Below are 24,927 nucleotides of genomic sequence, written 5' to 3' on the forward strand. Positions count from 1 at the left end.
TTAACCTGATAAAAGTCCTCCTACGATTGCTCCAAAGATTCCAAGAATTGCTGTATGTGCCACCAGTAATATTGTTAGAAGAATTGTAGATCCTGCAAAAAACGCTCCCAACAGAGGTACAAAACTAAGTATTGAACCAAGCAGTGTAGCCAGTATAACCCCGGGTATAATCATCAAAACTGTCATCAAAATCCCAACTTTAAATCCGCCCCAAGCATCCTTTGCACCTGCATAACCTCCGATAATACCACCGATTAATGGTGCCAGTATATCTATAAACGGTAGCAAATACAGTATAATTGTGCTAACCAGACCTATTACTGCTCCTTTTAATTCATCTCCCATATTTATACTCCATATAAATTATAAGTCGTTGTGATGATATATAAATCGTGTTTAAGCAAATTTGAAGATAAATATCTATAAATTCTTCCATACCCAATTATCAAACATGAACCAATTGCAGGACACCGCAGAAAAAATTCGCACAATGGAAATACGCGGTGCTGGAAGAATCGCCAGTGCCGCAGCAACAGCCATCCATGACTATGTCAAGAATCTGGATGCAGAAACCATCCAAGAATTTGATGATAAAGTTCAAAAGGCTGCAAAAATACTGGTCAACACCCGTCCAACTGCAGTATCACTTCCCAATGCAGTCTGGATGAGTGTAAAACACAGCAAAACAAATGTCGATGATGCCAGAGAAGAAATAATAAACAATGCCAACCGTTTCATCAAGCAGGCTGATTACGCCCTTGAAAACATCGGTAAAATAGGTTCTAAACGGATACAGGATGGAGATGTGATAATGACTCACTGCAACTCCCATGCAGCTTTGTCAGCCATCACAACCGCATTTGAACAGGGCAAAAATATATCGGTAATCACTACTGAATCCAGACCCAGAAAACAGGGGCTGCTCAATATCAAACACCTTAATGACTACAATATACCTACTACCTACATCGTTGATTCTGCTGTAAGGTCATGTATGAAGAATGTGGATAAAGTGATAGTAGGAGCAGATGCTATATCTGTCAATGGAGCTCTCATTAATAAAATAGGTACTTCACAGCTTGCTCTTGCCGCCCATGAATCCCGGGTTAACTTACTGGTTGCTGCAGAAACCTACAAATTCAGCCCCAGTACAATCCAGGGTGAGATGATAGAAATAGAAGACCGTCCTACCGATGAAGTCATTAACCCTGATGAATTAAGGGATTTACCTTATGTAGAGGTCAAAAACCCTGCATTTGATGTTACTCCTGCTGAATATATAGACCTTATAATCACAGATGCAGGGGTTATTCCACCGAGTATGGCTTATTTTATAATAAAGGAATATCTGGGTTGGGAACTCGGAGATATTGATTAACCTAAATTTTCTATATCAGGGGGTCTTACTTAAAATAAAAATTAAGAAAAAATTAGAGATCAGGTTTTTATCTGTCTGTTATCCAGTGCTACAAACTGTTTTTCTCCTATCTCTTCTTTTAGCGATTCCCATTTACTTTTGTTTATTATACATCCGGGATCGGATTCCTGAACGTCTCCATAATAGGCATACTCTCTGGCACGAAGACCCCCACATACGCTTCTATAATCACATCCCCCGCAACCTTCATCGTATCTTTTCCTGTTTCTCATATCTTCCATAATTACGAATTCTTCCAGACTTCCAGAAAGTCATCTTCATTTATGTTACCCAGTACTTTTGGTAAAAATACGCAAAGGATTACGTCATTGTAATTGATAAACTTAGTAACATTAGATAACTAATTTTATTATCAGTTACATTCGTGAGATATACTCACCGGGTGTAACGCTACACCCTCTATCCCATCTAAATCAGGGATTGCTTTTTTTCATAATATTATAGGCACCATTTACATCGGCATTGATTATAGTGCCGTTAGATGATCGGAAAAGCCCTCTTTTAATTCTTTTACCAAGATAAGAAGTCCTTCTCTCAACTGGTTCACCATCGAGGAACGAACACTTCGATGTATAGGATTCTTCTTGCTCAATCACTTTCAATCCAACATCTTCGGCTTTGTATTTTAGTTGTTCAAGAAGTCTATGAAATGGAATCTGTGTAAACTTTTGGTTATTGCGCTTACCCATATACACTTCTTGTTTCCACCCTTCGTTATATCCAATGACTAGTGTGCCGATGTTGTGTTTGACACAAAAATCAATAACTCTTTTACTTGCTTTATGGAAGAAGTCATTGATTTTCAGTTTATATTTATGGTATAGTTTTTTCAGTTTTTTGCTGTTTTTTGATGCCTAATTTATCATAAATGGATTTTAGTTTTCCAGATTTTTTGTTGTAGAACTGGTTTATTGATTTTGCGACTCCGCCCTTAATAACAATCGGTTTTTCACCGATATTATTCACCATAGTGACGATATTATTAATACCCAAGTCGATACTGGCGATGTTTTCTTCGTTTGGATCTGGTGTTTCTAAATCCTTCTCGTAAACAATTTCACACTTATAACCAACACCCATAGGAAGAATTCGAACTTGATTTAGTTTAGTGTCATCTGTAAGACGAGTTTCTACTTGCAGGTTCGTTTTCTTCGGTAACTTGAGGACTCCGTTTTTTATCTTACACTGTTGGTTTGTGAAAGTGAGAATATTTTCGCCATTTTTCTTTTTATATTTTGGTGGGTTGGGTTTTGAATAGTAATTTTCTGGGTTCTTTTTCCAGTCTTTAATTGATTGGAAGAAAGATTTCCAGTTTTTATCCATCAGTTTTAGTGTCTGTTGTGCTGTTTGTGTGGGTAAAACAGAATAATTTTCAGTACCTTTTAACTGTTTATTTAGTTCTTCGTATCTTACCCAACCACCTTCATCATTTAGAGATTGTTTAACTATGAAGTTTGCCTGGTTGTATAAGTTCTTGGAAATATGACACAACCAGCTAAGGTTTTTATCATAATTTAGGTATATCGTTTCGGTTCTTTTTACCATAACAATCTCCATGATGAATATAATTGATTAATTGATTATATTTTCTGTTATCAATTCTTATATATTTTACTTATAAAGTATACTATATTTTCTTCCAGAATTTCAATTGGAAAATAAAATATACCATGAGACCATTAAAAGTAACATAAAATAATCTCAAAGGAGGTACATCCCAATGGAAAAAGGTACAGTAATGGACAGGAAAAATACAAGGTTTAGAGGAATTGCAAAACAGCAAATAAGAGAAGATGTTCTGGAAAAAATCAATGAATACCAAAACAATGAATCCAGTTCAAATAATGATAATCAGTAAAAAGTAGCCTTAATAAAGACCATATTTAATCTTTGATTTCGATTTGTTTATTAAATACGTATTTTAGGTCTGATTGCAACTCTTCCAGAAGTTGGTCTTTTTTCTGGTTAAGTTCATCAAGGTGTTTTCTTTCACTATCGATTTCACTTTGAACAGTATCCATTGTGTTTTTGTTGTTAGATATCTGTTTTTCCAGATTTGCTTTTTCCTTATAAACCGTAAGCCTGTCAAGTTCTATTTCAAGTTCTTCAATTCTGGATGTATAGGATAACCTCTTTTCAACAAGGTTAGAAAATTCATCCGATTCAAGCAGATGATTAACCTGTTCAATGATGTTGTTCCCCTTTCTCTGTTTGAGACCAAGTGAGCCGTCTTCCACACGATTTTTCATATCATTAAGGAATGAGGCAAGTTTATCTTTATCCAGCAAATGAACCTCATTATTGTTTATTTTTTCAATTACCTCTCTGAATTCAGGAGATAATGTATGTCTGTCGCTTTTATCCTGTTTTTCCATTCTGGATATGGCTTTAGATAGTGGTGCAAATAAATCCTTCAGTTCAGAATCGATGTTTAATTTTTCATCTTTTAATTTCTGGATTTCATTTTCCAGTTCTTCCGCTTTCTGGTAATTTTCACTTGCTTTCAAAGTTTCAAGACGGGATTGTGCATCAGAAAGACTATGTTTTGATGATTCGTACTTTTTCTCAAGTTCCTGTATGTTGCTTTTTTTATCCTCTATTTGTTTTTTTATCTGATTGACCTCATCAATTTTTTCAGGAAGGTTTTCGTATATATCCAGTCTATCCTTAATGTTGTTGATTTTGTCCCCAAGATCTGAAAGTGATGAATTTATTTCTGAAAGGTCATTTGAAAGATTTTTAAAAATTTCAGGAAAAATCGGCTTAATGTAATGCTGACTTTTGATGCTGTTTTCCACACAGGTATTAAGAGTTGACGTTGCTTCTGTATAGAATCGGTGTGCTGTTGACGGGTCGATATCATATGGTATCGATATTTTATCCAGTATAATGTTTAGATTTTTAACAAAATTTTCTTTATTGGATTGAACCGCTCTTGGAATACCTTGATTTTTAATTTCTACATTTTCAAGTTCTTTTTTATCTTTTTCAAGGCTGTCAAGATGGGTTTTGATTTCCTCATATTTTTGTGTTATATAAGGTTTCATATCGCTGAATGCATCGTTTGATTCGGATTTCATCCAGTCCTGGATCTCCTCAAGACTCAATGTGATTTTTTCTGGTTCTTCTTGTACCTCTTCATCTTTCTCTTTTTTACCAAACAGTTTTCTTAAAAAATTCAATTTAATCACTAACACAATCGTTTAAATCAATAGATTATAAATCCGAATCCATATTCTACTTACGTTTATTATATCCAATTAATTCCATAGGTTTCTTTGCAATGATTAAAAACCTATAGTTAATTTGTGAGGATGCAGCAATTAGATGGAAGAGGTAACACATATGAAATTCCAACTTTAACGGGTAGCCATTCAATAACTACACCCTCATACAAATTTGATGTTATAATGTATAATTAACAGTTTTGGTTTACAAATCCTTTGATCGTGTTTATATTTAAACAGGCTGTCGGGAGGTTTATAGGATTTAATTATCAAGATACTGCAAGTTTAAACCTTACTACACTTGCCAGAAAATCACCTATTGCTTTGGCAATAGCATTAATGGCTTTTCCAGAGCGACCATTGATAGCACTTGCCCTTGTTATAGGTCCTCTTATAGAACTCCCTGTACTTGGTCTGGTATCCCAGATTCTATTATTTATAAGAAATAAAGGGATAACCGATGTTTCTGAATAATAAATTCATAGATAAGTATCAGGTAAAAGTAAAAAATCAGAATAAACTTTTTGTTAATGTAATTCTGCCAATTTCATTTATTAATATTACGATTGTTACATTCCATTTTTATAGCTCAATAAATTCTTATATCATAAAGAAGATATACATTTCATTAATAAATAAAGTTAAGATTTGTGGGGTTATCAGAAAAAGTTGATTGTTCAATCGAGTTTATCTAAGATTTCACTATACCAGCTCAAACAGACAATAGTTCAAAAGGTTTGTCTTGAAGCTTTTTCAATTAATATTACTTTTTTTGGTTAGCTGAAGGGTTAAAAATAATTAGCCCTATAAACAAGGGATGTGTTTATAATCAATAATAAAGATATTAAAAATAAATCACAAAAAAGGTATGACTTTTTTGAAGAGATAGCAGAAACGAGTACATCGTATATAACTAAAGTGGATAAAAACGGCTATATTGAATACGTCAACCCTGCCGCTAAAAAAGTACTGGGGTTAGCAGAAAATCATACACTGGGGGGCAGCCACAAGGATTAGAAATGGGTTGTAAAAGATTTTGAAGGGAATCATTATCCTGAAAAAAATTTACCGTTCAATCTTGTCAAAAAAGACCTTAAACCTGTATATAACCTCAGACTTGCAATTGAATGGCCTGATGATGGACAAAGGCAATATTTAAACATAAATTCAGCACCGACTTTTGACGAAGATGGCAATTTTGATGGAATTGTATCATCGATAGATGATGAAACAGAAAAAGTTGCAAAGGATAAAAAACTAAAAGAAAGTGAACAAAAATTCCGTAATTATGTAGAGAATTCACCCATAGGAATTTTTGTAGTCCAAAAAAATGGATATATAATAGATGTAAATCCTGCTGCACAATCCATAACAGGTTATTCCAGAACAGAGCTACTTTCAATGCCCTTTTTTAATTTGTATCCACCTGATGAAAATGATCAAGTCATATACTTTTTTAATAAACTATTAAGGACAGGTAAATCATTTCTTGAATTGCCCTTTATTACAAAAGGTGGCGAACGAAGATACTGGTATTTGGATGCTGTTAAAATTGCAGACAATCAATATATAGGATATGCAACAGACATAACTGAACGCAAAAATTCAGAAGAACATATCAAACAGCAAAGAGAACAGATACTGGAGTTTGAACAAACTAAGAAACTGGAACTGCATCACAGAATAAAAAACAATCTTCAGGTGGTATCCAGTCTCCTTGATCTACAATCGAGCAAATTTGAGGACGAAGAGGTTAACGATGCTTTCAGAGATACTCAAAACCGTGTAGATTCAATTGCACTTGTACATAAAAATTTATATGAAACCAAAAATCTGGAATATATAAATACTAACGATTATATAAAAGAATTAGTTGAACATCTTATATATCTGTATAATGGAAATGATATCAGCCTAAATATCGATATCCAGGACATAAATTTTGGGTTCGATACCATCATCCCACTTGGTATGATAATCAATGAATTGATATCTAATACTTTGAAATACGCTTTCAAAAACGATGAAAAAGGCGACATAATTATTAATTTGTATAAGGACTACTCTGGTTATACATTAATAGTAGGAGATACTGGAAAAGGTCTCAATGAAGATATAGACATCACTAATTCTGATTCACTCGGTTTCCAGCTTATAAACAGTCTGGTTGAACAAATTGATGGGACTTTTGAACTGGATACAACCAGTGGTACAAAATTCATCATTAAATTCTAAGGTTTATAATCCAAAGTTACGTATCCAAATCATTATCAATTGTTACTTTTTCACATTCAATTATTTCTTTTGGAATCCAAACTCCCTGTTGATATGCATCCAGCATCAGATATTCATCACCGATTTCATTAAGAACAGTGGAGTGATTTTTGAATTCAATACCGTTGTTTTCCAGATACTTGTTTGGAATATTAAAATAAACTAAATGTTTATCTGTTTTATCTATGAGTATTTTTTTAAAGTTATAGTTAATCTATTTAGTAATTGTATTCAACTCTAAATATATAAATGAATATTTAACATATATAGTTATGGGTTTAAAGATGGTTAATTAGTTAACCTTAAGTTTATAACCTGATAGAAGAGCATTACATACACCTCTTTGCAACCAATTTTTGTTTATATAAATCTTTAGCCTATAAAATTAATATTAAAAAGATAATATGGGAACAATCAGAGTTTATTTTGCTTCGATTTTCCCATAAGGATTGTTTTCGTAATACTCCGCAAAATCGGTTAATGAGGTGTTCGCTATACCAGAATCAGTTTTGGAACTAAAAAGCAATCGGGATATACTGGGTTTATTCAAATAGATTACATCAGGTTCACCTCTAATATCTCCAAGCTCTGCTGCAAGATTTATGGACTCATAGAGGTTACCGAACTTATCCACTAATCCAAGTTCCTTTGCTCTCATACCAGTATATATTCGCCCATCCGATATTTCATTAACAAAACTACGGTTTAGGTCACGATTTTCTGCTACATGGTCTACAAAATTTTTGTATATCTCCTGCACAATTTTATTGGCATAATTTCTCTCTTCTTCTGTCAAACCTCGCCATGGTGCTCCCATGTCCTTGAGTTCACCGGATTTGATTACCTCATGTTCTATTCCTTCTTCATCGTAGAATTCAGATCTGTTCTGGAACGTCCATATAACTCCAATACTTCCAGTCATAGTTGATGGATTAGCCATTATAACATCTGCAGGTGCTGACACATAGTATGCAGCACTTGCTGCTACATCCCCCATTGATACAACAACAGGTATACCCTTGTCCTTTGCTCTTTCTATTTCTCTGGATATCTCCTCTGCAGCAGATGGAGACCCGCCGGGACTGTTTACACGCATGACGATTGCCTTTACATCACTTCTGTCTGAGGCTTTCCGAATACTACTGGCTACATCTTCAGAAGTGGAGTAGCCTATACCACCGGGAATACTTCCAGTAATCATAGTTCCCTGTACATGTATTACTGCAACTTTATCATTTGTAGAATACAGGTCTCCATCAAAGGTATAAACAATTGCCGCAAAACTTGCTGCAATAATAGTAATTAGTAAAAAGAAAATAGTCAGATACTGGCGTTTACGCCCTTTTCTTTTTATGGTTTCTTCTTTGTTAAATTTAGAATCAGGCTCATGGATATTTTTTTCCTGTGATTGCTCCTGATATTTATAGGAAAAATTTGAAGTATCTGAATTATAATTAAAAAATTCAACCGGTTCCTCTTCGTTTTGACCTTCAAAGTTCTGGAAATTATCGCCGGGATTCATTTAATTCCTCTTATACCAGTTACAATATATTGGTATTACATTAAAAGTCTTGCCTTCAAAAACCTTCTATCACCTGTTGCAAGCGAAATATATTTTATAGTTGTATATCATTCGATATAAATCGATAAATTAGTAATTCATGGGAGTAAATATGACAAAATTTCCAACCGATAAACCTGTACTTGTAACCTGTGGACTGCCTTACGCCAACGGTAAAGCACACATAGGACATCTGCGTACCTACATACCTGCCGATATATACGTAAGGGCTCTGAAAAAACATGGGCAGGATGTTACCTTTGTCTGTGGTTCAGACACTCATGGTACACCCATTGTTTTCAATGCCGAGGAATACAATACCACACCTGAAGAACTTATAAAAACATACCACAAACATTTTGATGATATATTCAAATCAATGAATGTCTATTTTGACGCTTTTGGCACAACTGAGGATGCCACCAACCACAATCGAACCCATGCAATTGTAAACAAGCTTATTGATAATGGTTACGTCTACTCAAAAACAATCGAAATTGCCTACTGTCCAGTATGTGACAGATACCTTCCTGACAGATACGTCAAAGGTAAATGCCCCCACTGTGCTGAAGCAGCAAGAGGTGATGAATGTGATCAGGGTTGTGGTAAACACCTTGAACCGGGAGAACTGGAAAGTCCAGTCTGCACCCTTTGCGGAGATGCTGCTGAATATAAAGAACAGGAACACTACTTTTTCAAACTTTCTCAATTCCAGGATTTCCTCCAGAACTATCTGGAAAATCTTGAAGGTACATCAAATGCAAGAAATTATGCCATGGGATGGGTAAAAAAAGGCCTTGATGACTGGTGTATTACAAGAAACCTTGAATGGGGCGTGAAATTCCCAGGGCGTGATGATCTGGTCGTTTATGTCTGGGTGGATGCACCTATTGGATACATATCCTTTACCGAGGAATGGGCAAACGCTAACAACGAAAGCTGGGAAAAAATCTGGAAAGATGACTCCCGCATTGTTCATTTTATTGGAGGGGATATTATTTACCATCACTGTATTTTCTGGCCTGCCATGTTAAAAGGTGCAGAATATACCCAGCCCTGGTCGGTTGTAGCCTCTGGAATGCTCAAGATTGAAAACAAGACTTTTTCAAAGAGCAGAGGATATGTAGTATGGGTTGAAGAAGATTATCTCAATCATGGATTCCATCCTGACTTGCTGAGATATTACCTTGCTACCTATACATCACATACCAAAGAACTGAATTTCTCCTGGCCGTTCTTCCAGGAAAAAATCAATTCTGAACTTGTCGGTGTTTTTGGTAATTTCTTTTACAGGTCATTATTATTCGCCTACAAAAATTTTGGATACATCCCAGAAGGTGAAATTGAGTCCGATGTCCTGGATAATATCCAGTCCACAATAGATGGATACACAGAAGCAATGGAGAATTACGAATTCAAAAAAGCCATTGATACCGCACTGTCACTTGCATCCTATGGAAACACCTATTTCCAGTCCAATGAACCATGGAGGTTAATCAAGGAAGATAAAACTGAATGTGGCAGAGTGATTGCAAACTGTATACAGATAGCCAAAGCTCTTGTCGTCCTGTTTGAACCAGTAGTTCCCGAAAAGATGGAAGATGCATGGAAACAGATTGGCATGTCAAGTGATGTCCACGCATCCAGATACAGTGATGCCACAGAACTGGTTGAAAGCAATACACCAATACCAAAACCCAGGATTTTGTTCAAGAAAATCGAAGATGAAAAGATAGAAGAAATGGAAAAGATATCATCTGACAGGGTTAAAAAGGCACAGGAAAAAGAACATGAAAAGGGTATGAGAGAAGATAAAATGGAATCCGAGGAAAATATAAACTTTGATGATTTCTCAAAGATGGACATAAGGGTTGGAAAAATTGTCAATGCAGAAAAAGTTGAAAAATCCAATAAATTACTCCGCCTGGAAGTTGATATTGGTGAAAATTCCCCAAGACAGGTAGTTGCAGGAATTGCAAAAACTCACAATCCAGAGGAAATTATTGGACATCAGGTCGTTGTTCTTGCAAATATGGAACCAGCAAAACTATGCGGTGTGGATTCCAAAGGTATGGTTCTTGCAGGAGAAGACAACGGTGCTGTATTACTAAAACCGGAAAGAGAGGTAACTCTCGGAACAAAAATAGGCTAAGGTAGGGATTTATTTTCCCTTCCCTTTTTCATTTAACTTTTTCTTCCATCACCAGTTCCAGATAGGATTTTCGTATGGAATCCTTTTCTTCAATACCCAGTTTATTCAGAAATTCAAAAATTTTGCTGCTGTTGTGTTCAATATCCGAACCTGGTTCTGATTCCAATTCAACTTCAATAAACTCACCGAGCTGTTCAACGGAATCAAGAGCAATTACAAAATCATCCAGTTTATAAACTTCTCTTTCCTTTTCGACAATACCATATTCCCTGAAACCGAGAGACAGGAGAATATTACGCATGTTTTCAGAATCTACAGGAGTTTCAAATTCCTCACGGGTTTTGGATACACTGTCCATCTTTTTTCCTTTATAGGTAAGGAATGTCTTATTGTCCCTTGAACGTATCCTGAGAGCCTCATCAGTGCTGGCAAAATCCCGATGCGGTGCGTTGTAGTAACTGTCAAAATGGTGCTCGGTTTCAATAAAACGAGCACCCTCATCTTCAAGCATTTTCCTTGCGGTTTCAAGGTCTGTGCGGGCTTTTACTTCTACTTCAATCATTTTTATCAGGTGCAAATTTGGTTCCGTAGTATATCATTCCTTTGTCTCCGCTTTCACCAAGTTTTCTGAAAACAGGTTTCACTCGCATACCAATATACATCTCTTCAGGGTCTGCTACTATAGGACTTGTAAGGCTTGCTCCTTCATCCAGTTTAACTATAGCAAGTGGATAGGGAGACTGATTTTCAAATCCTTCTGCAGCACTATGAATAATTGTATAAGTCACAACTTCACCTTTACCTTCAAACCTATGTGACTCAAGCTTACCCTCACGTCTACAGGTGGGGCACATAGACCTTGGCGGATAGAAATATTCATCACAACTGTTACAATGGGTACCTTCCAGATTGTACCTGTTAACCTGATTTCTCCAGAATCTTACAACTGACATTGATATCACCTTTTATTTGACAGAATATGCACAACAGCAGTAGCACCTGATCCTCCAACATTATGAGTCATTCCGATTTCAGCATTTTCTACCTGACGTTTACCTGCTTCGCCTCTAAGCTGGTGGACTATTTCAACCGCCTGTTTTACACCTGTAGCTCCTACCGGATGACCGCATGACTTCAACCCACCAGAAGTGTTTACTGGTATTTGTCCGTTGACTGCGGTATATCCATCTTCAGTGTATTTACCACCTTCTCCTTTCTTAACAAACCCAAGGTCTTCGATGGCACATATTTCTGCTATGGTGAAACAATCATGGACTTCTGCAACATCTATATCCTCAGGTCTCAGGTTTGCCATATCATAGGCTCTTTTACCTGCAGCAACAGTTGCATCCAGTGTAGTAATATCTCTTCTATCATGAAGTGCGATTGTATCACTTGCCTGCGCACTTGCCTTTATGTAAATCGGATTATCAGTATATTCATGTGCTACTTCTGCAGGAGCAAGGACAAGTGCAGCTGCTCCGTCTGTAATCGGTGAACAATCAAAGATATGCAGAGGGTCTGCCACCATGATAGAATTCAACACCGATTCCCTGGTAATTTTTTTCTTATACTGGGATATCGGATTCATAGAACCGTTTAGATGGTTTTTAACAGCAACATCTGCCAGCTGTTCACTGGTCGTTCCGTATTTATGGATATGCTTTCTGGCAATCATCGCATATAAACCCGGGAATGTTGCTCCCATAATACCTTCCCATTCTCTATCTGACGCCGCAGCAAGTGCAGATGAAGCTGCTGCAGAGTTGACATCAGTCATTTTTTCAACACCAGCAGCTACTACAAAGTCCTGGTATCCTGATGCAACAGCCATTACTCCCTGACGAAGAGCAAGTCCACCTGAAGCACATGCCGCCTCTACCCGGGTAGAGGGGATATGAAGGTTTCTTGCAAGACCGGAATAATCGGCTATCAACGCTCCGATGTGCTCCTGGTCAACAAATTGTCCTCCACTCATATTCCCTACATAAAGCCCGTCTATTTCATCTCCACTAATTCCTGCGTCTTTTATAGCTCCTACTCCAGCTTCAACAAAGATATCTCTAAATGAATAATCCCACAATTCTCCAAATTTTGTACTTTTTATACCGATAATCGCAACATCTCTCATAACTAACCCCTCTTTTTGTAATCACGAACGTTTTAACTTGCCTTTGTGCTTTGCATACTTTGCATAATCTACATACACCGGGTCTTTCAACTGGTCCCAGACTTTTGGTGAATATTTCTGGAATTGTTCCATTTTATCTGTAACCTTTATACTGAAAGCGTCTGCTCCCGCACCTGAACCGAATGCTGTAGCAAATATTCTGTCACCGGGTTTTGCCTGGTCAAGGGTAGCAGCAATACCCATCATACATGAACCTGAATAGATATTACCGAGTTTGGTTATTACCATTCCAGGTTCTATTTTATCCCTGCTAAAGCCCAGATCCTTTGAAACTCTTGTAGGGAATTTACCATTTGGCTGATGAAATACTGCATAATCATAATCTTCAGGACCTGTGCCCATTTTTTCCATAAGACCTTTGGATGCACCTATTACATGTTTAAAATATCCGGGTTCTCCTGTAAAACGACCTCCATGCTGTGGAAATTCACTACCTTCACGTCTCCAAAAATCAGGAGTGTCGGTTGTAAAAGAATATGTATCCTCTATCAATGCTATGGATTCTGATTCTTTATTACCCATTATAAAGGCGACACCACCGGCTGCTGCAGTGTATTCCAGAGCATCTCCTGGTGCACCTTGGGATACATCTGCACCGATTCCCATTCCCAGGTCTATCATTCCAGATGATGTTAGACCCATACAGCTCTGGACAGTTGCAGACCCTGCTTTACAGGCAAATTCAAAATCAGCCGCTGTCATTACCGGTGTTGCACTTATTGCTTCAGCAACTATAGTACTTGTTGGTTTTACAGCATATGGATGACTTTCAGAACCAGTATAAACCGCACCGATACGAACCGGGTCAATGTTTCCGTTTTTAATCGCAGCCCTTGCAGACTCTACTGCAATGGTCGCCGTATCTTCATCAAGGTCTGGTACAGATTTTTCAGATACCATCAATCCAGCTTTTAAGGTCTCTGCATCTTCACCCCAGACACGAGCTATATCTTCAACTTTTATCCTATATCTTGGTATATAGGAACCATATGAAACAATCCCTACACTCATTTTTTCACCTGTTTGATTATGTTAATAAATTTTATTCGATTATGTGATACTGGCTGTACTTTTTTAATGAATCTACCAACCCATCTATATCCATTGTAGTTGCAAGAAGCGGAATTCTGTCAATTTCAGCCATTTTTCTTGCAAGCGGATCAACTTCATTTTTCCGCAACCCATGAATTACAACTGCTCCTGGTTTTAGATTTGTCACCCTGATGGCTACCATCGGAGATTTTCCAGTGGATACTTTGGTAAAAACCATCGCACGTTCTGTGCTCCAGCCGTAAAGTTTCTGGAATTCATGGGATGAAAGCTCAAGAATGGCTTTTTTACTGTCAATCACCGTAAAACCATAGAGTGGTTTTTCCACTCCTTTATTAATAACATCCGCATCTATAGATTTACTCAGCTTTGCAAGTTGCATCGGGTAGGTATATTCATACGTTGCATAAACAGCTCTTGAGGATGTTTCGGTGTATAGCATACCTTCATAAGCATGAATTTTTTGTCCGCCCCGTTCAGCATCTATATTTAAAAGCGCTTCAACAATTTTGCTTACAATAAGGATTCCTGGTGATTTTCTTCGACCACTTTCATAATCACTGATTACAGAAGGTGAAACACCAAGATAGTTGGAAAGATCTGTTTGTGCGACTTCAAAATTCAATCGCCATTTTTTAAGCGCTTCTCCCGGCTTTTCGGACAATGTAATTTCACCAGCCATCTTTTCAGACAATCTCTGGCGAACATTTTCATGGGTTTCGTTTTTAGCCATTATTTACTCCAAAGAAACATTTGCAGGTATATATATTTAACGAAGTTGAATTCGTTTATTGCCGATTAAAATAACTTTATTAGCAGGTTTTAATTATTTATACGTCGAACGCAAATTATTGTTATATGTCCCCACAAAACAGAACAAAAGAAAACGTTTCAGAACTTAAATTGTACCTTCGCTGTCCCAGACAGGTATATTTTGTAAATCACGGATATGAATTACTCCCTGATATCACCTGTTCATATATTGAAAACCTGTTAATTAAAGAACTGGGGTTTAAATATCCAGAAAGCATAAAACATACGTCAAAAGACGATGACATCGATAAAATACTGGAAACTGAATTTTATAACACTGCTGAAAATCTTGAAGACATTTATCCTGATGAACTTATTATTAATGTATCATCTGAATTAGTAGAAACCGCCAAAAATAACGTTTACAAACATCTTGAAACTATCGCTACCAATTTAAACTCTACAATATCCTATCACGGAAAAAATCTTTTGCTTGAACAGATTACACCCTGTGAACTACCGCTGAGCTAAAGACTCAGCGGCTTCGAGAGAAGGTTACCTTGAAAGTCTTACTCTTTAAATCAAAGATTTAAAGATATTTGTAAATTTTCAATTTACAAAGTTCTTCCAGGAGAGTTCACATCCCCACTATCGACTGATTATCCCTGTAAGGGAATCACCGATTACCTTTCTCAGAATGTTCAATGCTCCATTGATATCGGCATTGATTAGTCTACCTGTTGACGACTGGAAGATACCCCGTTTAGGTCTCTTACCAAGATACTTCTTATGTTTTCTGATTGGTTCTAATGCCAGTGCATCAACTTTACTGGTATAAGCCTCATCTACTTCATGATACTTAATACCATGATATTCACGAGAAATGGAGCAGGAAGCCAACAGTTTAAACTGTTCTCTTTAAATCAATGATTTAAAGATATCTTTAAACTTCGTTTAAAGAGTGAGGAATGCGTCTAATTATTAAATAAACCATTAATGAATCAACAACATCATCTCTGATTCAGAATTAGTTTATATATGCATGACATATTTGTAGATAGCATGTACCTGACGTTGAAAGTAAAACTGAATCCCGATAGAAAACAACGCAATAAACTATTGACAACCATGCAAACTTTCAATGAGGCCTGCAACTATGCTTCTGAGGCTGCATGGCACAACAAGAAGTTTGGTAAAACCGGGATTCAGAAACTGACTTATTATGACATCAGGCAAAAATTCACTCTGTCTGCTCAATTGACTGTTAGAGCAATCGGTAAAGTAGCTGAAAGCTACAGCAACGACAGAAAAACCATGCACAAATTCGATAGAAGAGGAGCAGTGGTCTACGACCAGAGGGTACTGTCGTTCAAGGGAAACGATATGGTTTCTATACTTACACTGGATGGTCGTGAGAAGATCAGTATTTCTTACAGTGATTTTCGACCTCTGGATAAAAACAGAATCCGAGGTCAAACAGACCTGATTTACGAAGATAATAATTTTTACCTGATGCTTGTGATGGAAGTGGGTGAAAACGAGGTTGAATATAACGATGATGTCATGGGAGTAGACCTTGGTGTAGTCAATATAGCAACCACTTATGATAACGAAATTTACAAAGGCACAAAAGCTGATGAGATACGAAAGCGATACACCAGTCTGAAATCAAGGTTGCAGTCAGCTGGGACATGGTCCGCCAAGAAACATCTCAAGAAATTATCCAAAAAGGAACGCCGGTTCAAACGCGATCTGAACCACCGGGTTGCCAAACAGCTGGTCAGAAGCGCTAAAGACACTTCCCTAGCTATTGTACTGGAAAACCTCAACGGTTTTCGTCCGGAGGCTACGGTTACTAAAGCGCAGAAAGATAGGTTAGGTAAATGGGCGTTCTCTGAATTGACCGATTTCATATTATACAAAGCAAAACTGGAAGGAGTACCTGTTGTGGTTATCAATCCGATGTATACTTCGCAGCAATGTTCTGAATGCGGGTACATCGATAAAAATAACCGCCAGAAACAGGCTAACCTCAAGTGTAAGAGATGCGGTCATAAAGAGAACGCTGATTACAATGCTTCGAAGAATATTGCGCACAGGGGAGCTGTCAGCCTTCCTAATGTCCTCCGCTTAGCTTCTATTAGTTAAGAGATGGAAGGACAAACTAACCGCTTTAGCGGTTAGTAGCTGACTTGCATCAAAGCTATTTTGATTTAATATAGCTACCCACAATTTATTTAAGTATTATATTATACTGCTTCTTATATGTCCAAACCGCTATATCTTGGCAAATTACAGCTTTACTGGTGCAGGTCATGTAATCTACCTGTTCTCGGTGAAAATTGTAACTGTGGTTCAGATACCGATAATCTGGAAGTAACACCTCCAGGAGATGTCAGACCTGCTTTTAAGTACGATATTGACTTTATCAATTCAATTTCAATAAAACAGTTCAATACCCCCCTTATTTCTACTGGAAAAATTGTTTTACTAAACAAAATACCATCTGAAGACCGCATGGAAGAAATCATTGTTGATGGAGAGATAATCGGTAGTATACGGTATGAGATAGAAGATTTGAAATGGAAATTGCTTTTAAGACTCAGCGGAGCCAGAAAACTTTTTCAGTACAACAAACAGGATAAATCCGATATAAAAAGTTGGGTTATTATCGATGACAGCGCGGTAAAACCAATCGCCAATGGTGCTAATGCACTCTCACCCGGGATTATAGATGCTGATTATGGTATTGTTAAAGAAGATGAAGTTGTTGTATTGACTCCTGAAAATAAAGTTGTTGCTACTGGTCGGGCAAAAATGACTGGTAATAAAATGGTTGAATCCTCCAGAGGAGAAGCCGTAAAAACACGGTGGAGAGATTTACCTATTTCTGATAATTCATCAACGTTATCTGATAGAACTATGCAGACATGGAGCGATGTACAGGATGTAAACAAGCACATCATGGATGATTATATAGAACGCGCTCACAGTTTTATCAAAAACGTTTCAGCATCATATAACCTGCCTGTAAGTGTCTCATATTCAGGAGGTAAGGATAGCCTCGCCGTTCTTCAGCTTGTAAGTGAATGTCTGAACGATTTTACTATAATATTTGCTGATACAGGACTTGAGTTCCCGGAAACTGTAGAAAATACGTATATGGCCGCTGATAAATACAATCAGGATTTGAAAACAGAAAGTGCTGGAAACGCTTTCTGGGAATCGGTTGATAATTTTGGACCTCCAAGTATTGAAGTTCGATGGTGCTGTAAAGTCTGTAAACTGGGTCCTATTACAAGATTGATAGAGAACAATTTTGAAAATGGATGCCTGACATTTATAGGACAGCGTAAATACGAATCCAGTAGTCGCGCAAGAAGTAAAAACGTCTGGAAAAACCCGTGGGTTAATAACCAAATTGCCGCATCTCCTATACAGAACTGGACAGCTTTGCATGTATGGCTGTATCTTTTTAAAACCAATGCCCCTTATAACCCATTGTATGAAAAAGGATTTGACAGAATAGGATGCTGGCTATGCCCGTCTGCTTCACTTGCAGATTTTAAACGTCTGAAAAATACACATCCTGAAATGGAAAAACAGCTAAAAGATTATCTTCTTGATTATGCAAATCGTATGGGATTATCCAAAGATTGGGTGAAATACGGTCTGTGGAGATGGAAGAAACTACCACCAAATATTGCAAAAATGGCGGAAAGGAAAAGCATAGATACAGTTCCAAAATCCAATATGGAAAATCAGAACAAACTGACTTTTTCCATGACATCAGGTTATAGTCCCTGTAAATCAGGCGGGATAGTTGCAGAAGGGAGTTTTGAAACTACCATAGATATGGAACTTATTAAGGATACAGGATTACTACTTCCAGTTGGTAGTGTTTCTTATATAGATGGTGCGGCTTCAATTTTCAGCAATAAGGACAGTGTCCATGTTTTTGCATCTGGAAATATAACATCAAGAGGTGGTACACAGAAAAAAACCAAGAAACTGATGAAAAAAGCCGAATTTTCAGTCAGGAGAGCTTTAAAATGTAGTGGTTGTGGTGTATGTGTAGCACACTGTCCAAATAATGCGATACAAATTAAAAGTGGTACTGCTGTTGTTGGAGATGACTGTACACATTGCAGTGAGTGCATAAGGGTCTGTCCTGTGGTAAAATACAAAGATCTAACTGTATAAATCAAACTATTTTACCCAAAAATATATTTATGATTATAATTATAAATTTATATTGATTAAATGTCAGAAAATAAAAACCTTGATGAGCTTCAAAAAAAGGTTAAATCCTGTATCCAGTCAAAAGAACCTGTGACCTGTATAAACCAAACTATACGATTTGCAAATGAAAATGATATAGATGGTATAGATTTACTGGAATTATCCATACAGGAAAGGGTGAATAATAATTATGATATTGCCTATGTGTACACTCTCGCATCAGTCCAGTTTCTGGATAACGGTGAAAAAGCACAAGCATACCACAACGCGGCTCTTATAGAAACTTCTACAGGGGATGAAAATAAAGCTGAAGACCATTACAGGATAGCTCTTGAATTGAGCCCCGAATATATAAGAGCCCATTATAATTATGCAGGTTTACTGGACAAACTGGGTAGAACCGATGAAGCTGAAAAACATTATAAAAAAGCAAAATCATTGGAAGCAAACATATAAGGTTATCTGCTGATTTTAATCAATTATTATTTTAAAACGGTCTATTTAAAACGGTCTAATTAAATTTTTAACCAGAAACTTTATACCATATACCTACTTTTGTATTACGGTGATTTTTTGGTAAAGAGAGCACTGCTCAGCGTTTCAGATAAGGAAGGTATTGTTGAATTTGCGCATGAGCTTTCAAAATTTGGTGTAGAAATAATTTCCACTGGCGGAACAGGAAGAATACTTCAGGAAAACGGAATAGAGGTTACTGACGTTTCAGAGATTACCAATTTCCCTGAAATGATGGAAGGGAGAATAAAAACACTGCATCCCATGATTCATGGTGGAGTGTTATGTCTTCGTGAAAACTCCAATCATATAGAAGAAGCCAAAATGGCAAATATCAAACTTATTGACATGGTAGTTGTCAACCTCTATCCATTTGAAGTAACGGTTTCAAAAGATGGAGTAAACCTTGATGAAGCTATCGAGTACATCGATATCGGTGGACCTACTCTATTGCGTTCAGCTGCAAAAAACTACCAGTCAGTTGCAGTTATCAGTGACCCAAATGATTACGGCACTGTACTAAAAGAAATGCGTTCAAGCGGTATTGTATCAGATAAAACTAAAAAACATCTTGCAGTCAAAGCATTCAGACACACAGCAAATTATGACAGTGCAATTGACACATACCTCAGCAAAGAACTACTTGACGAAGAGGTTATCAGATTAAACTTTACACAGGGACGACAACTCCGATATGGAGAAAACTGGCATCAAAATGCTACATTTTATAAAGAACCAGATGTAACAGGTCCATCACTTGCAAACACCAAACAACTGCACGGTAAAGCTCTTTCATATAACAATTATGTAGATGCAGATAACGCATTACAGACTGTTAAACAACTTGGAAATGAAAAACCAAGTGTGGCTATTGTTAAACATAACAACCCTTGTGGACTGGCTACAGGTGATTCACTCAATGATGCTCTTAGAGCCGCTTGGGACGGAGACCCCATATCAGCATTCGGAAGTATTATCTGTACAAACACGACATTTGATCTTGAAACCGCTCAATTCCTTAAAGGCAAATTCGTTGAACTTGTATTGGCACCAGATTATGAACCAGAAGCTCTCGAATTCCTGAAAAACAAAAGTGATAATATACGAATCCTTGAACTTCCAGAATTAAATGATAAATCCAATATAGACTACACCTACAAATATATCACTGGCGGCCTACTGAAACAATCAAAGGATGTCGGTACTCACAAAAAGTGGGAATGTGTTACTGAAACGCCGTTCCCTGAAAACAAAAAACCTCTCGGTGAATTCTGTATAAACGCCTGTAAAAGCACAAAATCCAATGCTGTAACTCTTGCCTATGAATACAAAGAGGGCTGTTATATGATGCTTGCAATGGGAGCTGGACAGCCAAACCGTGTTGATTCCATCCGCAAACTTGCCGCCACAAAAGCACGTGAAAATTTACAGGTAATATATGAACGTGAAAATCCAGATATGGATTTTGAAAAATATTGTGAACAAGTTATGTCTAATTGTGTCATGGCATCAGATGCGTTTTTCCCGTTTGATGATAGTGTCATCCATGCTAATGAATACAATATAAAATATATACTGTCACCTGGTGGTTCCATAAGGGATAATGAAGTTATTGATACAGCAAATAGACTTGGTATTTCACTGGTGTTTACCGAAATGAGACACTTTTTACATTAAATTTTATATTTTAGATGTTTAATCTTTATATATAACCTTATATATAAAATATTTCAAATAAGATTACAAAAACAAAACCATCAGGTTGGTAACTTGAAATCAAGCGGATTACTAAGCATATTAACCTTTTCAGAAAAACGAAAAGAACTACTATTTTTATTATTAGAGGAACCCAAATCCTTGTCAGAAATTAAAAACTATTTTGGTGTCTCCTCTCCAGAAATATCTCCACGAATTAAAGAAATGGAAGAAGCAAATTTAATATGTAAAAGCGATAAGAGGTATCATATTACATCTATAGGGAAAATTGCAGCAAAATACCTGCAACCATTGCTGGATTACCTAAATGTTATAGAAAAACATGAAGATTTCTGGAAGGAACACACATTACAGGATATTCCTGAAGAACTCTTGGAAAGGTTAAGCGACTTGAATAATTGTGAACTTCTTGAAGACAGTACTGAACATATCTATGAATCACACAAAGAATTCACAGATAACATCTCTAAATCCACTGTTGTAAAAGGACTTTCATCCATATTTATTCCTACATATCCGCCTTTTTTTGAAAAACTTGCAATAAACAATGTTCCCACCTCACTTATACTGACTGAACCGGTATTTGAAAAAGTTAAAAATGAACATACAGAGCAGATACAGACATACTTGGATGCAGAAAGCACCAGTTTATATGTACTGGATGATGCCAAACTTGCTTTTGTAGTCACCGATTATTTCTTTTCCCTTTCCCTGTACTTTGAAAATGGTAGATTTGACCCTCATAAAGATTTACTCGGTTTTGATGATTCCGCTCTGAATTGGGGAGATGACCTTTTCAATTACTATAAAAATAAATCTAGGGAAATAAAATCCCTATGAAAGCTTGAAGGCTAACTATAGTTGTAGATTCACCATCTATCATGAATAACCGTTTGAACCGCTTCCGTTTTGGCTCATTTTCTGCTGGAGTTGAAAATTCCCTGATGTATAAAATACCTATTATGAAACTGTAAATCAAAATCACCGGTTCAAAAGCTATATAACCAAACATCACAGCAACAAAAAGACCCATATGAGACATAAGTTGTAGAACCAACAAAAGATTTTTGGCTTTTTTCTCCCCGAGTGCTAAAGGAAGAGTCTTGATTCCAGCCATTGCATCTCCTTTTGCATCTTTGAAATCAAACATGGTTGAATTTATAAACAATTTACTGCTAAAGTAAATAAATATGAAAAAAAGCGGTATTAAACTGTTAATAGATATTCCAGCTATACCCGTTATAAAAACGCCCCATGTTAATCCTACTACCAAATTTTTAACACCAAGACCTCCTTTTAATTTTAAACTGTATCCCCCAACTTTTAGACCCTTGCTGTAAAGATAACCTGTTATAAACGGCAAGAAGGGTATCAAATACAAACCTTTCATAATAAGTATACTTGTTCCCACAATAAAAGCCGCCAGAGATACAAGAAAAGCTACTTTTTTGTACGATCCACCAAGTTCAGACCTGTTTACTGCATCCTCATCAGAATCCAGTGTTCGATCAAGAGTGTAAACTGTATATATAATTAAACCACCCGCAAAACAAGTTAAAAGGCTTATATGTGCATTTAACAGAAGAAGAGCCAGATATATTCTCAAAGCTCCTGAAAAAGAAACAAGTGTAGAACTGTTTAACAGATGTAAAGTTGCTAATAACCTTTTGTTATCGAATAAATAATTTTTTTCAAACCAGTTAGATGATATAAATTTTCGTTTTATATTTCTTTCAAAACTACCCCAGTATATTTTTTTAAAGCCATTCATACCCTACTAATATTGAACAAGCAACTAATTTTAGTAACCTGATATAATATTAGTTTAATGATATAATTATATCATTAATATAATTTTATTGTAAATTACTAATATATAATTAAAATTCTATATTAACTTATATAATCTACCATATATAAGGTAACAGTATTTAGTTGAATAAACTAAAGCTAAAATAATAAAAATCCTGGAGGCCAAACCATCCTTAATAATAAAAATGACGAAGAATACTATTTTATCAAAAAGTGGGAAGAAACCACTATGGGTAAAATGGTATGGAAATTTAACGTTTTAAGAACCAATGCTAAGGGTGGTGTTGAAAAAGACATTACATTTGGTAACAATTCCTATTACTGGATAGATCATACAGGTCTACATTTTCATTTTGGGTCGTTAAATGAAATTTTAACAGATGAAACTGTAGATGCTACCATCTGGTTTATAGCAAACGTTATCGATTTTACATGTCCACTTGCTACAAAACAATCTTCAACTTTTGCTGATAAATTAATACAAACTATAAAAACTGAAAATATTCCCTATTCAAATGAAGATGATAGCATCAACATATTCATTAGTTGGAAATCTCTGGCGATGATAACCGAACACAGACACATACCAGAACTGGATAATATAACAGTACATATAAACGGATACTGTTATAATATTACAATGCAAAATAGATTAATTAAGATTAACCAATTTTAACCAGTTTTTCCAAGTCCTGCAAAAACAAATCCAGATTTTTGTGAGTTAAATGAGGCATCAGAACAAGCCTTAAAGCTCTGGGATTTCGTGTAATTGATACATACCAACCGAATTCATCTCTTAACCTTGCTCTAAGCGTATCCGGATCCTGTACATCAAGTGTTACTACATTCATTACAGGTTCAATTAAAGGATTGATTCCAATTTTCTTTGCACCCTCAACCAAATCATTAGTAAGGTCCATACATTGTTTTACAATTTGACGGTAACCTTCTTTTCCCAGATAAGACATTACAGCATATGTAGCAGCTACTGAGGCTCCACTTCTTGTCCCTGTAAGTGACGATTGAGTACTGATAGTTAAATAAGGAGTATGTGTCTGTAGGTGATTCAAATCTTCCCTGTTCCTGAACAGTATACCACCAGAGGGAATAGTGCTAAAACCCATCTTATGAGGGTCAAGTGCTATGGATGTAACCCCATCCAGTACAAAATCAAAATGATATGATGTTTCAAGGAATGGAATTACAAAACCTCCAAAAGCAGCATCAACATGAAGATAAAGATTATTTTCCAGAGCTATATCAGAAAGAGAATTTATCGGGTCTATCTGACCGAATTCAGTCGATCCTGCAATTCCTACAAGCCCAATCGTATTGGAATCTATAAGAGACTTAACAGAACCTATATCCACTTTGAATTTGGAATCCAATTCTGCTTTTTTGACCTCAATCCCCAGTATATTTGCTATTTTGTCAAATGAAAAATGAGCTGATTCAGGAACAATTACATTAGGATTTGCTACATTACTTGAATTAACCATTGTTCTAAGTGCCTGTATATTGGACTCTGTTCCGCCTGTAGTTATGTAACCATGTACTGAAGAACAATGCAGAAGCTGTCCCATCATATTGATAACTTCTTTTTCAAGAGAATATGTTCCTGGAAACAATCCAGGGTCTCCCATATTAGCTTCTATGAACTTTGTATGAGCTTGTACTGCTACATCATGAGGATAGGTGCACATCGCACTTAAAACACGTTCATAACCCACATCATTGGATTTTGCTGTATCTAATAAATCAGTTAACTTTTGATTGGATATTCCTTTTTCATTCATATTAAACCAGAATGTAGGATACCAGTTATTAATATTGTGTTTAAATTATAATCGATTTTTACTTTTAATAATTACAGGTGATTTGACCCTGACCCCATTATTTCAATTGGAGGTTTTATTTGTTATATTATTACCAATTTGATTGCTTATTAAATTAATTTGTTTTAATGTTTAAATTATATTTTAAGTTAGGAATTAATTA

The 24,927-nt window shown here is 36.2% G+C and carries 25 protein-coding genes and 2 pseudogenes; 13 read left to right on the forward strand and 14 right to left on the reverse strand.

The features are described from left to right. Positions 1 to 345, reverse strand: coding sequence for a DUF5518 domain-containing protein (locus METEV_RS11195; RefSeq protein ID WP_013195625.1), 345 nt, complete (start codon positions 343 to 345; stop codon positions 1 to 3). A gap of 106 nt (positions 346 to 451) precedes the next feature. Between METEV_RS11195 and METEV_RS11200 the strand changes: the two genes are divergently transcribed. Continuing rightward, positions 452 to 1,378, forward strand: coding sequence for a ribose 1,5-bisphosphate isomerase (locus METEV_RS11200; RefSeq protein ID WP_013195626.1), 927 nt, complete (start codon positions 452 to 454; stop codon positions 1,376 to 1,378). A 59-nt stretch (positions 1,379 to 1,437) separates the two neighbouring features. Here METEV_RS11200 and METEV_RS11205 read toward each other — a convergent pair whose 3' ends face one another. From METEV_RS11205 to METEV_RS13000, 3 genes and pseudogenes are all read right to left on the reverse strand, one after another. Further along, positions 1,438 to 1,659, reverse strand: coding sequence for a hypothetical protein (locus METEV_RS11205; protein WP_049891214.1), 222 nt, complete (start codon positions 1,657 to 1,659; stop codon positions 1,438 to 1,440). A 2-nt stretch (positions 1,660 to 1,661) separates the two neighbouring features. Next, positions 1,662 to 1,757: an SPASM domain-containing protein gene (locus METEV_RS12995; RefSeq protein WP_394296178.1), complete on the reverse strand. Its 96-nt coding sequence runs from the start codon at positions 1,755 to 1,757 to the stop codon at positions 1,662 to 1,664. 94 nt (positions 1,758 to 1,851) lie between these two features. Continuing rightward, positions 1,852 to 2,995, reverse strand: a pseudogene (locus METEV_RS13000) (RNA-guided endonuclease InsQ/TnpB family protein). 163 nt (positions 2,996 to 3,158) lie between these two features. Between METEV_RS13000 and METEV_RS12465 the strand changes: the two are divergent. Next, on the forward strand, positions 3,159 to 3,296 hold the full coding sequence (locus METEV_RS12465; RefSeq protein WP_013195627.1) for a hypothetical protein: 138 nt from the start codon (positions 3,159 to 3,161) through the stop codon (positions 3,294 to 3,296). Between the two features lie 25 nt (positions 3,297 to 3,321). On the opposite strand, the gene METEV_RS11215 is transcribed toward METEV_RS12465, so the two are convergent. Next, positions 3,322 to 4,620, reverse strand: a complete 1,299-nt coding sequence (locus METEV_RS11215) for a hypothetical protein (protein WP_013195628.1) — start codon at positions 4,618 to 4,620, stop codon at positions 3,322 to 3,324. A 261-nt stretch (positions 4,621 to 4,881) separates the two neighbouring features. Here METEV_RS11215 and METEV_RS11220 point away from each other — a divergent pair, with 261 nt between their 5' ends. The 3 genes from METEV_RS11220 (at position 4,882) to METEV_RS11240 (ending at position 6,900) form a co-directional block, all read left to right on the forward strand. Then, positions 4,882 to 5,139 (forward strand): arsenic resistance protein, encoded by a 258-nt coding sequence (locus tag METEV_RS11220; RefSeq protein ID WP_232216862.1) that lies wholly within the window; start codon positions 4,882 to 4,884, stop codon positions 5,137 to 5,139. Between the two features lie 345 nt (positions 5,140 to 5,484). Beyond that, positions 5,485 to 5,682 (forward strand): PAS domain S-box protein, encoded by a 198-nt coding sequence (locus METEV_RS11230; RefSeq protein ID WP_049891216.1) that lies wholly within the window; start codon positions 5,485 to 5,487, stop codon positions 5,680 to 5,682. Positions 5,683 to 5,883: 201 nt separating this feature from the next. Next, a complete protein-coding gene (locus METEV_RS11240; protein WP_269634963.1) occupies positions 5,884 to 6,900 on the forward strand; it encodes a sensor histidine kinase in 1,017 nt (338 codons plus the stop codon). A 460-nt stretch (positions 6,901 to 7,360) separates the two neighbouring features. Here METEV_RS11240 and sppA read toward each other — a convergent pair whose 3' ends face one another. Then, a complete protein-coding gene (gene sppA, locus METEV_RS11245; RefSeq protein WP_013195630.1) occupies positions 7,361 to 8,461 on the reverse strand; it encodes a signal peptide peptidase SppA in 1,101 nt (366 codons plus the stop codon). Positions 8,462 to 8,612: 151 nt separating this feature from the next. Here sppA and metG point away from each other — a divergent pair, with 151 nt between their 5' ends. Further along, positions 8,613 to 10,652: a methionine--tRNA ligase gene (metG, locus tag METEV_RS11250; RefSeq protein WP_013195631.1), complete on the forward strand. Its 2,040-nt coding sequence runs from the start codon at positions 8,613 to 8,615 to the stop codon at positions 10,650 to 10,652. 28 nt (positions 10,653 to 10,680) lie between these two features. On the opposite strand, the gene cyaB is transcribed toward metG, so the two are convergent. Genes cyaB through METEV_RS11275 form a run of 5 tightly spaced genes read right to left on the reverse strand, consistent with a single transcriptional unit; the run spans position 10,681 to position 14,626 of the window. Beyond that, on the reverse strand, positions 10,681 to 11,214 hold the full coding sequence (cyaB, locus tag METEV_RS11255; protein ID WP_013195632.1) for a class IV adenylate cyclase: 534 nt from the start codon (positions 11,212 to 11,214) through the stop codon (positions 10,681 to 10,683). Next, complete coding sequence (locus tag METEV_RS11260; RefSeq protein ID WP_013195633.1) at positions 11,207 to 11,605, reverse strand: Zn-ribbon domain-containing OB-fold protein; 399 nt, start codon at positions 11,603 to 11,605, stop codon at positions 11,207 to 11,209. Before METEV_RS11260 ends, cyaB begins: the two co-directional genes overlap by 8 nt. A gap of 5 nt (positions 11,606 to 11,610) precedes the next feature. Beyond that, entirely contained in the window at positions 11,611 to 12,783 is a 1,173-nt protein-coding gene (locus tag METEV_RS11265) for a thiolase domain-containing protein (protein ID WP_013195634.1), read from the reverse strand. 21 nt (positions 12,784 to 12,804) lie between these two features. Continuing rightward, a complete protein-coding gene (locus METEV_RS11270; protein WP_013195635.1) occupies positions 12,805 to 13,854 on the reverse strand; it encodes a hydroxymethylglutaryl-CoA synthase in 1,050 nt (349 codons plus the stop codon). 31 nt (positions 13,855 to 13,885) lie between these two features. Beyond that, positions 13,886 to 14,626, reverse strand: a complete 741-nt coding sequence (locus METEV_RS11275) for a helix-turn-helix domain-containing protein (protein WP_013195636.1) — start codon at positions 14,624 to 14,626, stop codon at positions 13,886 to 13,888. Between the two features lie 125 nt (positions 14,627 to 14,751). On the opposite strand from METEV_RS11275, the gene METEV_RS11280 reads away from it, so the two are divergent. Beyond that, positions 14,752 to 15,177 carry a hypothetical protein gene (locus METEV_RS11280; protein WP_013195637.1) on the forward strand — a complete coding sequence of 142 codons (426 nt, stop codon included), beginning with the start codon at positions 14,752 to 14,754 and terminating at the stop codon, positions 15,175 to 15,177. Between the two features lie 83 nt (positions 15,178 to 15,260). Here METEV_RS11280 and METEV_RS11285 read toward each other — a convergent pair. Beyond that, a pseudogene (locus tag METEV_RS11285) lies at positions 15,261 to 15,522 on the reverse strand (zinc ribbon domain-containing protein); the annotation flags it as partial. A 186-nt stretch (positions 15,523 to 15,708) separates the two neighbouring features. Here METEV_RS11285 and METEV_RS11290 point away from each other — a divergent pair. From METEV_RS11290 to METEV_RS11310, 5 genes are all read left to right on the forward strand, one after another. Further along, positions 15,709 to 16,794, forward strand: a complete 1,086-nt coding sequence (locus METEV_RS11290; RefSeq protein WP_049891310.1) for an RNA-guided endonuclease InsQ/TnpB family protein — start codon at positions 15,709 to 15,711, stop codon at positions 16,792 to 16,794. Between the two features lie 117 nt (positions 16,795 to 16,911). Then, complete coding sequence (locus METEV_RS11295) at positions 16,912 to 18,849, forward strand: phosphoadenosine phosphosulfate reductase domain-containing protein (RefSeq protein ID WP_013195639.1); 1,938 nt, start codon at positions 16,912 to 16,914, stop codon at positions 18,847 to 18,849. Positions 18,850 to 18,909: 60 nt separating this feature from the next. Beyond that, positions 18,910 to 19,344, forward strand: coding sequence for a tetratricopeptide repeat protein (locus tag METEV_RS11300; RefSeq protein ID WP_013195640.1), 435 nt, complete (start codon positions 18,910 to 18,912; stop codon positions 19,342 to 19,344). Positions 19,345 to 19,461: 117 nt separating this feature from the next. Then, positions 19,462 to 21,078: a bifunctional phosphoribosylaminoimidazolecarboxamide formyltransferase/IMP cyclohydrolase gene (gene purH / locus METEV_RS11305; RefSeq protein WP_049891220.1), complete on the forward strand. Its 1,617-nt coding sequence runs from the start codon at positions 19,462 to 19,464 to the stop codon at positions 21,076 to 21,078. Between the two features lie 93 nt (positions 21,079 to 21,171). Then, positions 21,172 to 21,957, forward strand: a complete 786-nt coding sequence (locus METEV_RS11310; RefSeq protein WP_013195642.1) for a helix-turn-helix transcriptional regulator — start codon at positions 21,172 to 21,174, stop codon at positions 21,955 to 21,957. Here the strand turns inward: METEV_RS11310 and METEV_RS11315 are convergent. Next, positions 21,935 to 22,888, reverse strand: coding sequence for a UbiA family prenyltransferase (locus tag METEV_RS11315; protein ID WP_013195643.1), 954 nt, complete (start codon positions 22,886 to 22,888; stop codon positions 21,935 to 21,937). The two genes, METEV_RS11310 and METEV_RS11315, sit on opposite strands and share 23 nt — an antisense overlap. Positions 22,889 to 23,158: 270 nt before the next feature. Between METEV_RS11315 and METEV_RS11320 the strand changes: the two genes are divergently transcribed. Beyond that, positions 23,159 to 23,605: a hypothetical protein gene (locus tag METEV_RS11320; protein ID WP_013195644.1), complete on the forward strand. Its 447-nt coding sequence runs from the start codon at positions 23,159 to 23,161 to the stop codon at positions 23,603 to 23,605. Here METEV_RS11320 and mfnA read toward each other — a convergent pair. After that, positions 23,592 to 24,725, reverse strand: coding sequence for a tyrosine decarboxylase MfnA (gene mfnA / locus METEV_RS11325; RefSeq protein ID WP_013195645.1), 1,134 nt, complete (start codon positions 24,723 to 24,725; stop codon positions 23,592 to 23,594). The genes METEV_RS11320 and mfnA overlap by 14 nt on opposite strands. Between the last annotated feature and the right edge of the window lie 202 nt (positions 24,726 to 24,927).

This window comes from Methanohalobium evestigatum Z-7303 (genome assembly GCF_000196655.1).
Taxonomy (GTDB): domain Archaea; phylum Halobacteriota; class Methanosarcinia; order Methanosarcinales; family Methanosarcinaceae; genus Methanohalobium; species Methanohalobium evestigatum.

Excerpts from the sequence above, each read along its gene's own strand:
- METEV_RS11270 (WP_013195635.1), bottom strand. The coding sequence starts at position 13,854 with ATGAGTGTAGGGATTGTTTCATATGGTTCCTATATACCAAGATATAGG.
- METEV_RS11260 (WP_013195633.1), bottom strand. The coding sequence starts at position 11,605 with ATGTCAGTTGTAAGATTCTGGAGAAATCAGGTTAACAGGTACAATCTG.
- METEV_RS11275 (WP_013195636.1), bottom strand. The coding sequence starts at position 14,626 with ATGGCTAAAAACGAAACCCATGAAAATGTTCGCCAGAGATTGTCTGAA.
- METEV_RS11290 (WP_049891310.1), top strand. The coding sequence starts at position 15,709 with ATGTACCTGACGTTGAAAGTAAAACTGAATCCCGATAGAAAACAACGC.
- METEV_RS11200 (WP_013195626.1), top strand. The coding sequence starts at position 452 with ATGAACCAATTGCAGGACACCGCAGAAAAAATTCGCACAATGGAAATA.
- cyaB (WP_013195632.1), bottom strand. The coding sequence starts at position 11,214 with ATGATTGAAGTAGAAGTAAAAGCCCGCACAGACCTTGAAACCGCAAGG.
- METEV_RS11195 (WP_013195625.1), bottom strand. The coding sequence starts at position 345 with ATGGGAGATGAATTAAAAGGAGCAGTAATAGGTCTGGTTAGCACAATT.
- metG (WP_013195631.1), top strand. The coding sequence starts at position 8,613 with ATGACAAAATTTCCAACCGATAAACCTGTACTTGTAACCTGTGGACTG.
- METEV_RS11315 (WP_013195643.1), bottom strand. The coding sequence starts at position 22,888 with ATGAATGGCTTTAAAAAAATATACTGGGGTAGTTTTGAAAGAAATATA.
- METEV_RS11320 (WP_013195644.1), top strand. The coding sequence starts at position 23,159 with ATGGGTAAAATGGTATGGAAATTTAACGTTTTAAGAACCAATGCTAAG.
- mfnA (WP_013195645.1), bottom strand. The coding sequence starts at position 24,725 with ATGAATGAAAAAGGAATATCCAATCAAAAGTTAACTGATTTATTAGAT.
- METEV_RS11280 (WP_013195637.1), top strand. The coding sequence starts at position 14,752 with ATGTCCCCACAAAACAGAACAAAAGAAAACGTTTCAGAACTTAAATTG.
- METEV_RS11205 (WP_049891214.1), bottom strand. The coding sequence starts at position 1,659 with ATGGAAGATATGAGAAACAGGAAAAGATACGATGAAGGTTGCGGGGGA.
- METEV_RS12465 (WP_013195627.1), top strand. The coding sequence starts at position 3,159 with ATGGAAAAAGGTACAGTAATGGACAGGAAAAATACAAGGTTTAGAGGA.
- METEV_RS11295 (WP_013195639.1), top strand. The coding sequence starts at position 16,912 with ATGTCCAAACCGCTATATCTTGGCAAATTACAGCTTTACTGGTGCAGG.
- METEV_RS11265 (WP_013195634.1), bottom strand. The coding sequence starts at position 12,783 with ATGAGAGATGTTGCGATTATCGGTATAAAAAGTACAAAATTTGGAGAA.
- sppA (WP_013195630.1), bottom strand. The coding sequence starts at position 8,461 with ATGAATCCCGGCGATAATTTCCAGAACTTTGAAGGTCAAAACGAAGAG.
- METEV_RS11300 (WP_013195640.1), top strand. The coding sequence starts at position 18,910 with ATGTCAGAAAATAAAAACCTTGATGAGCTTCAAAAAAAGGTTAAATCC.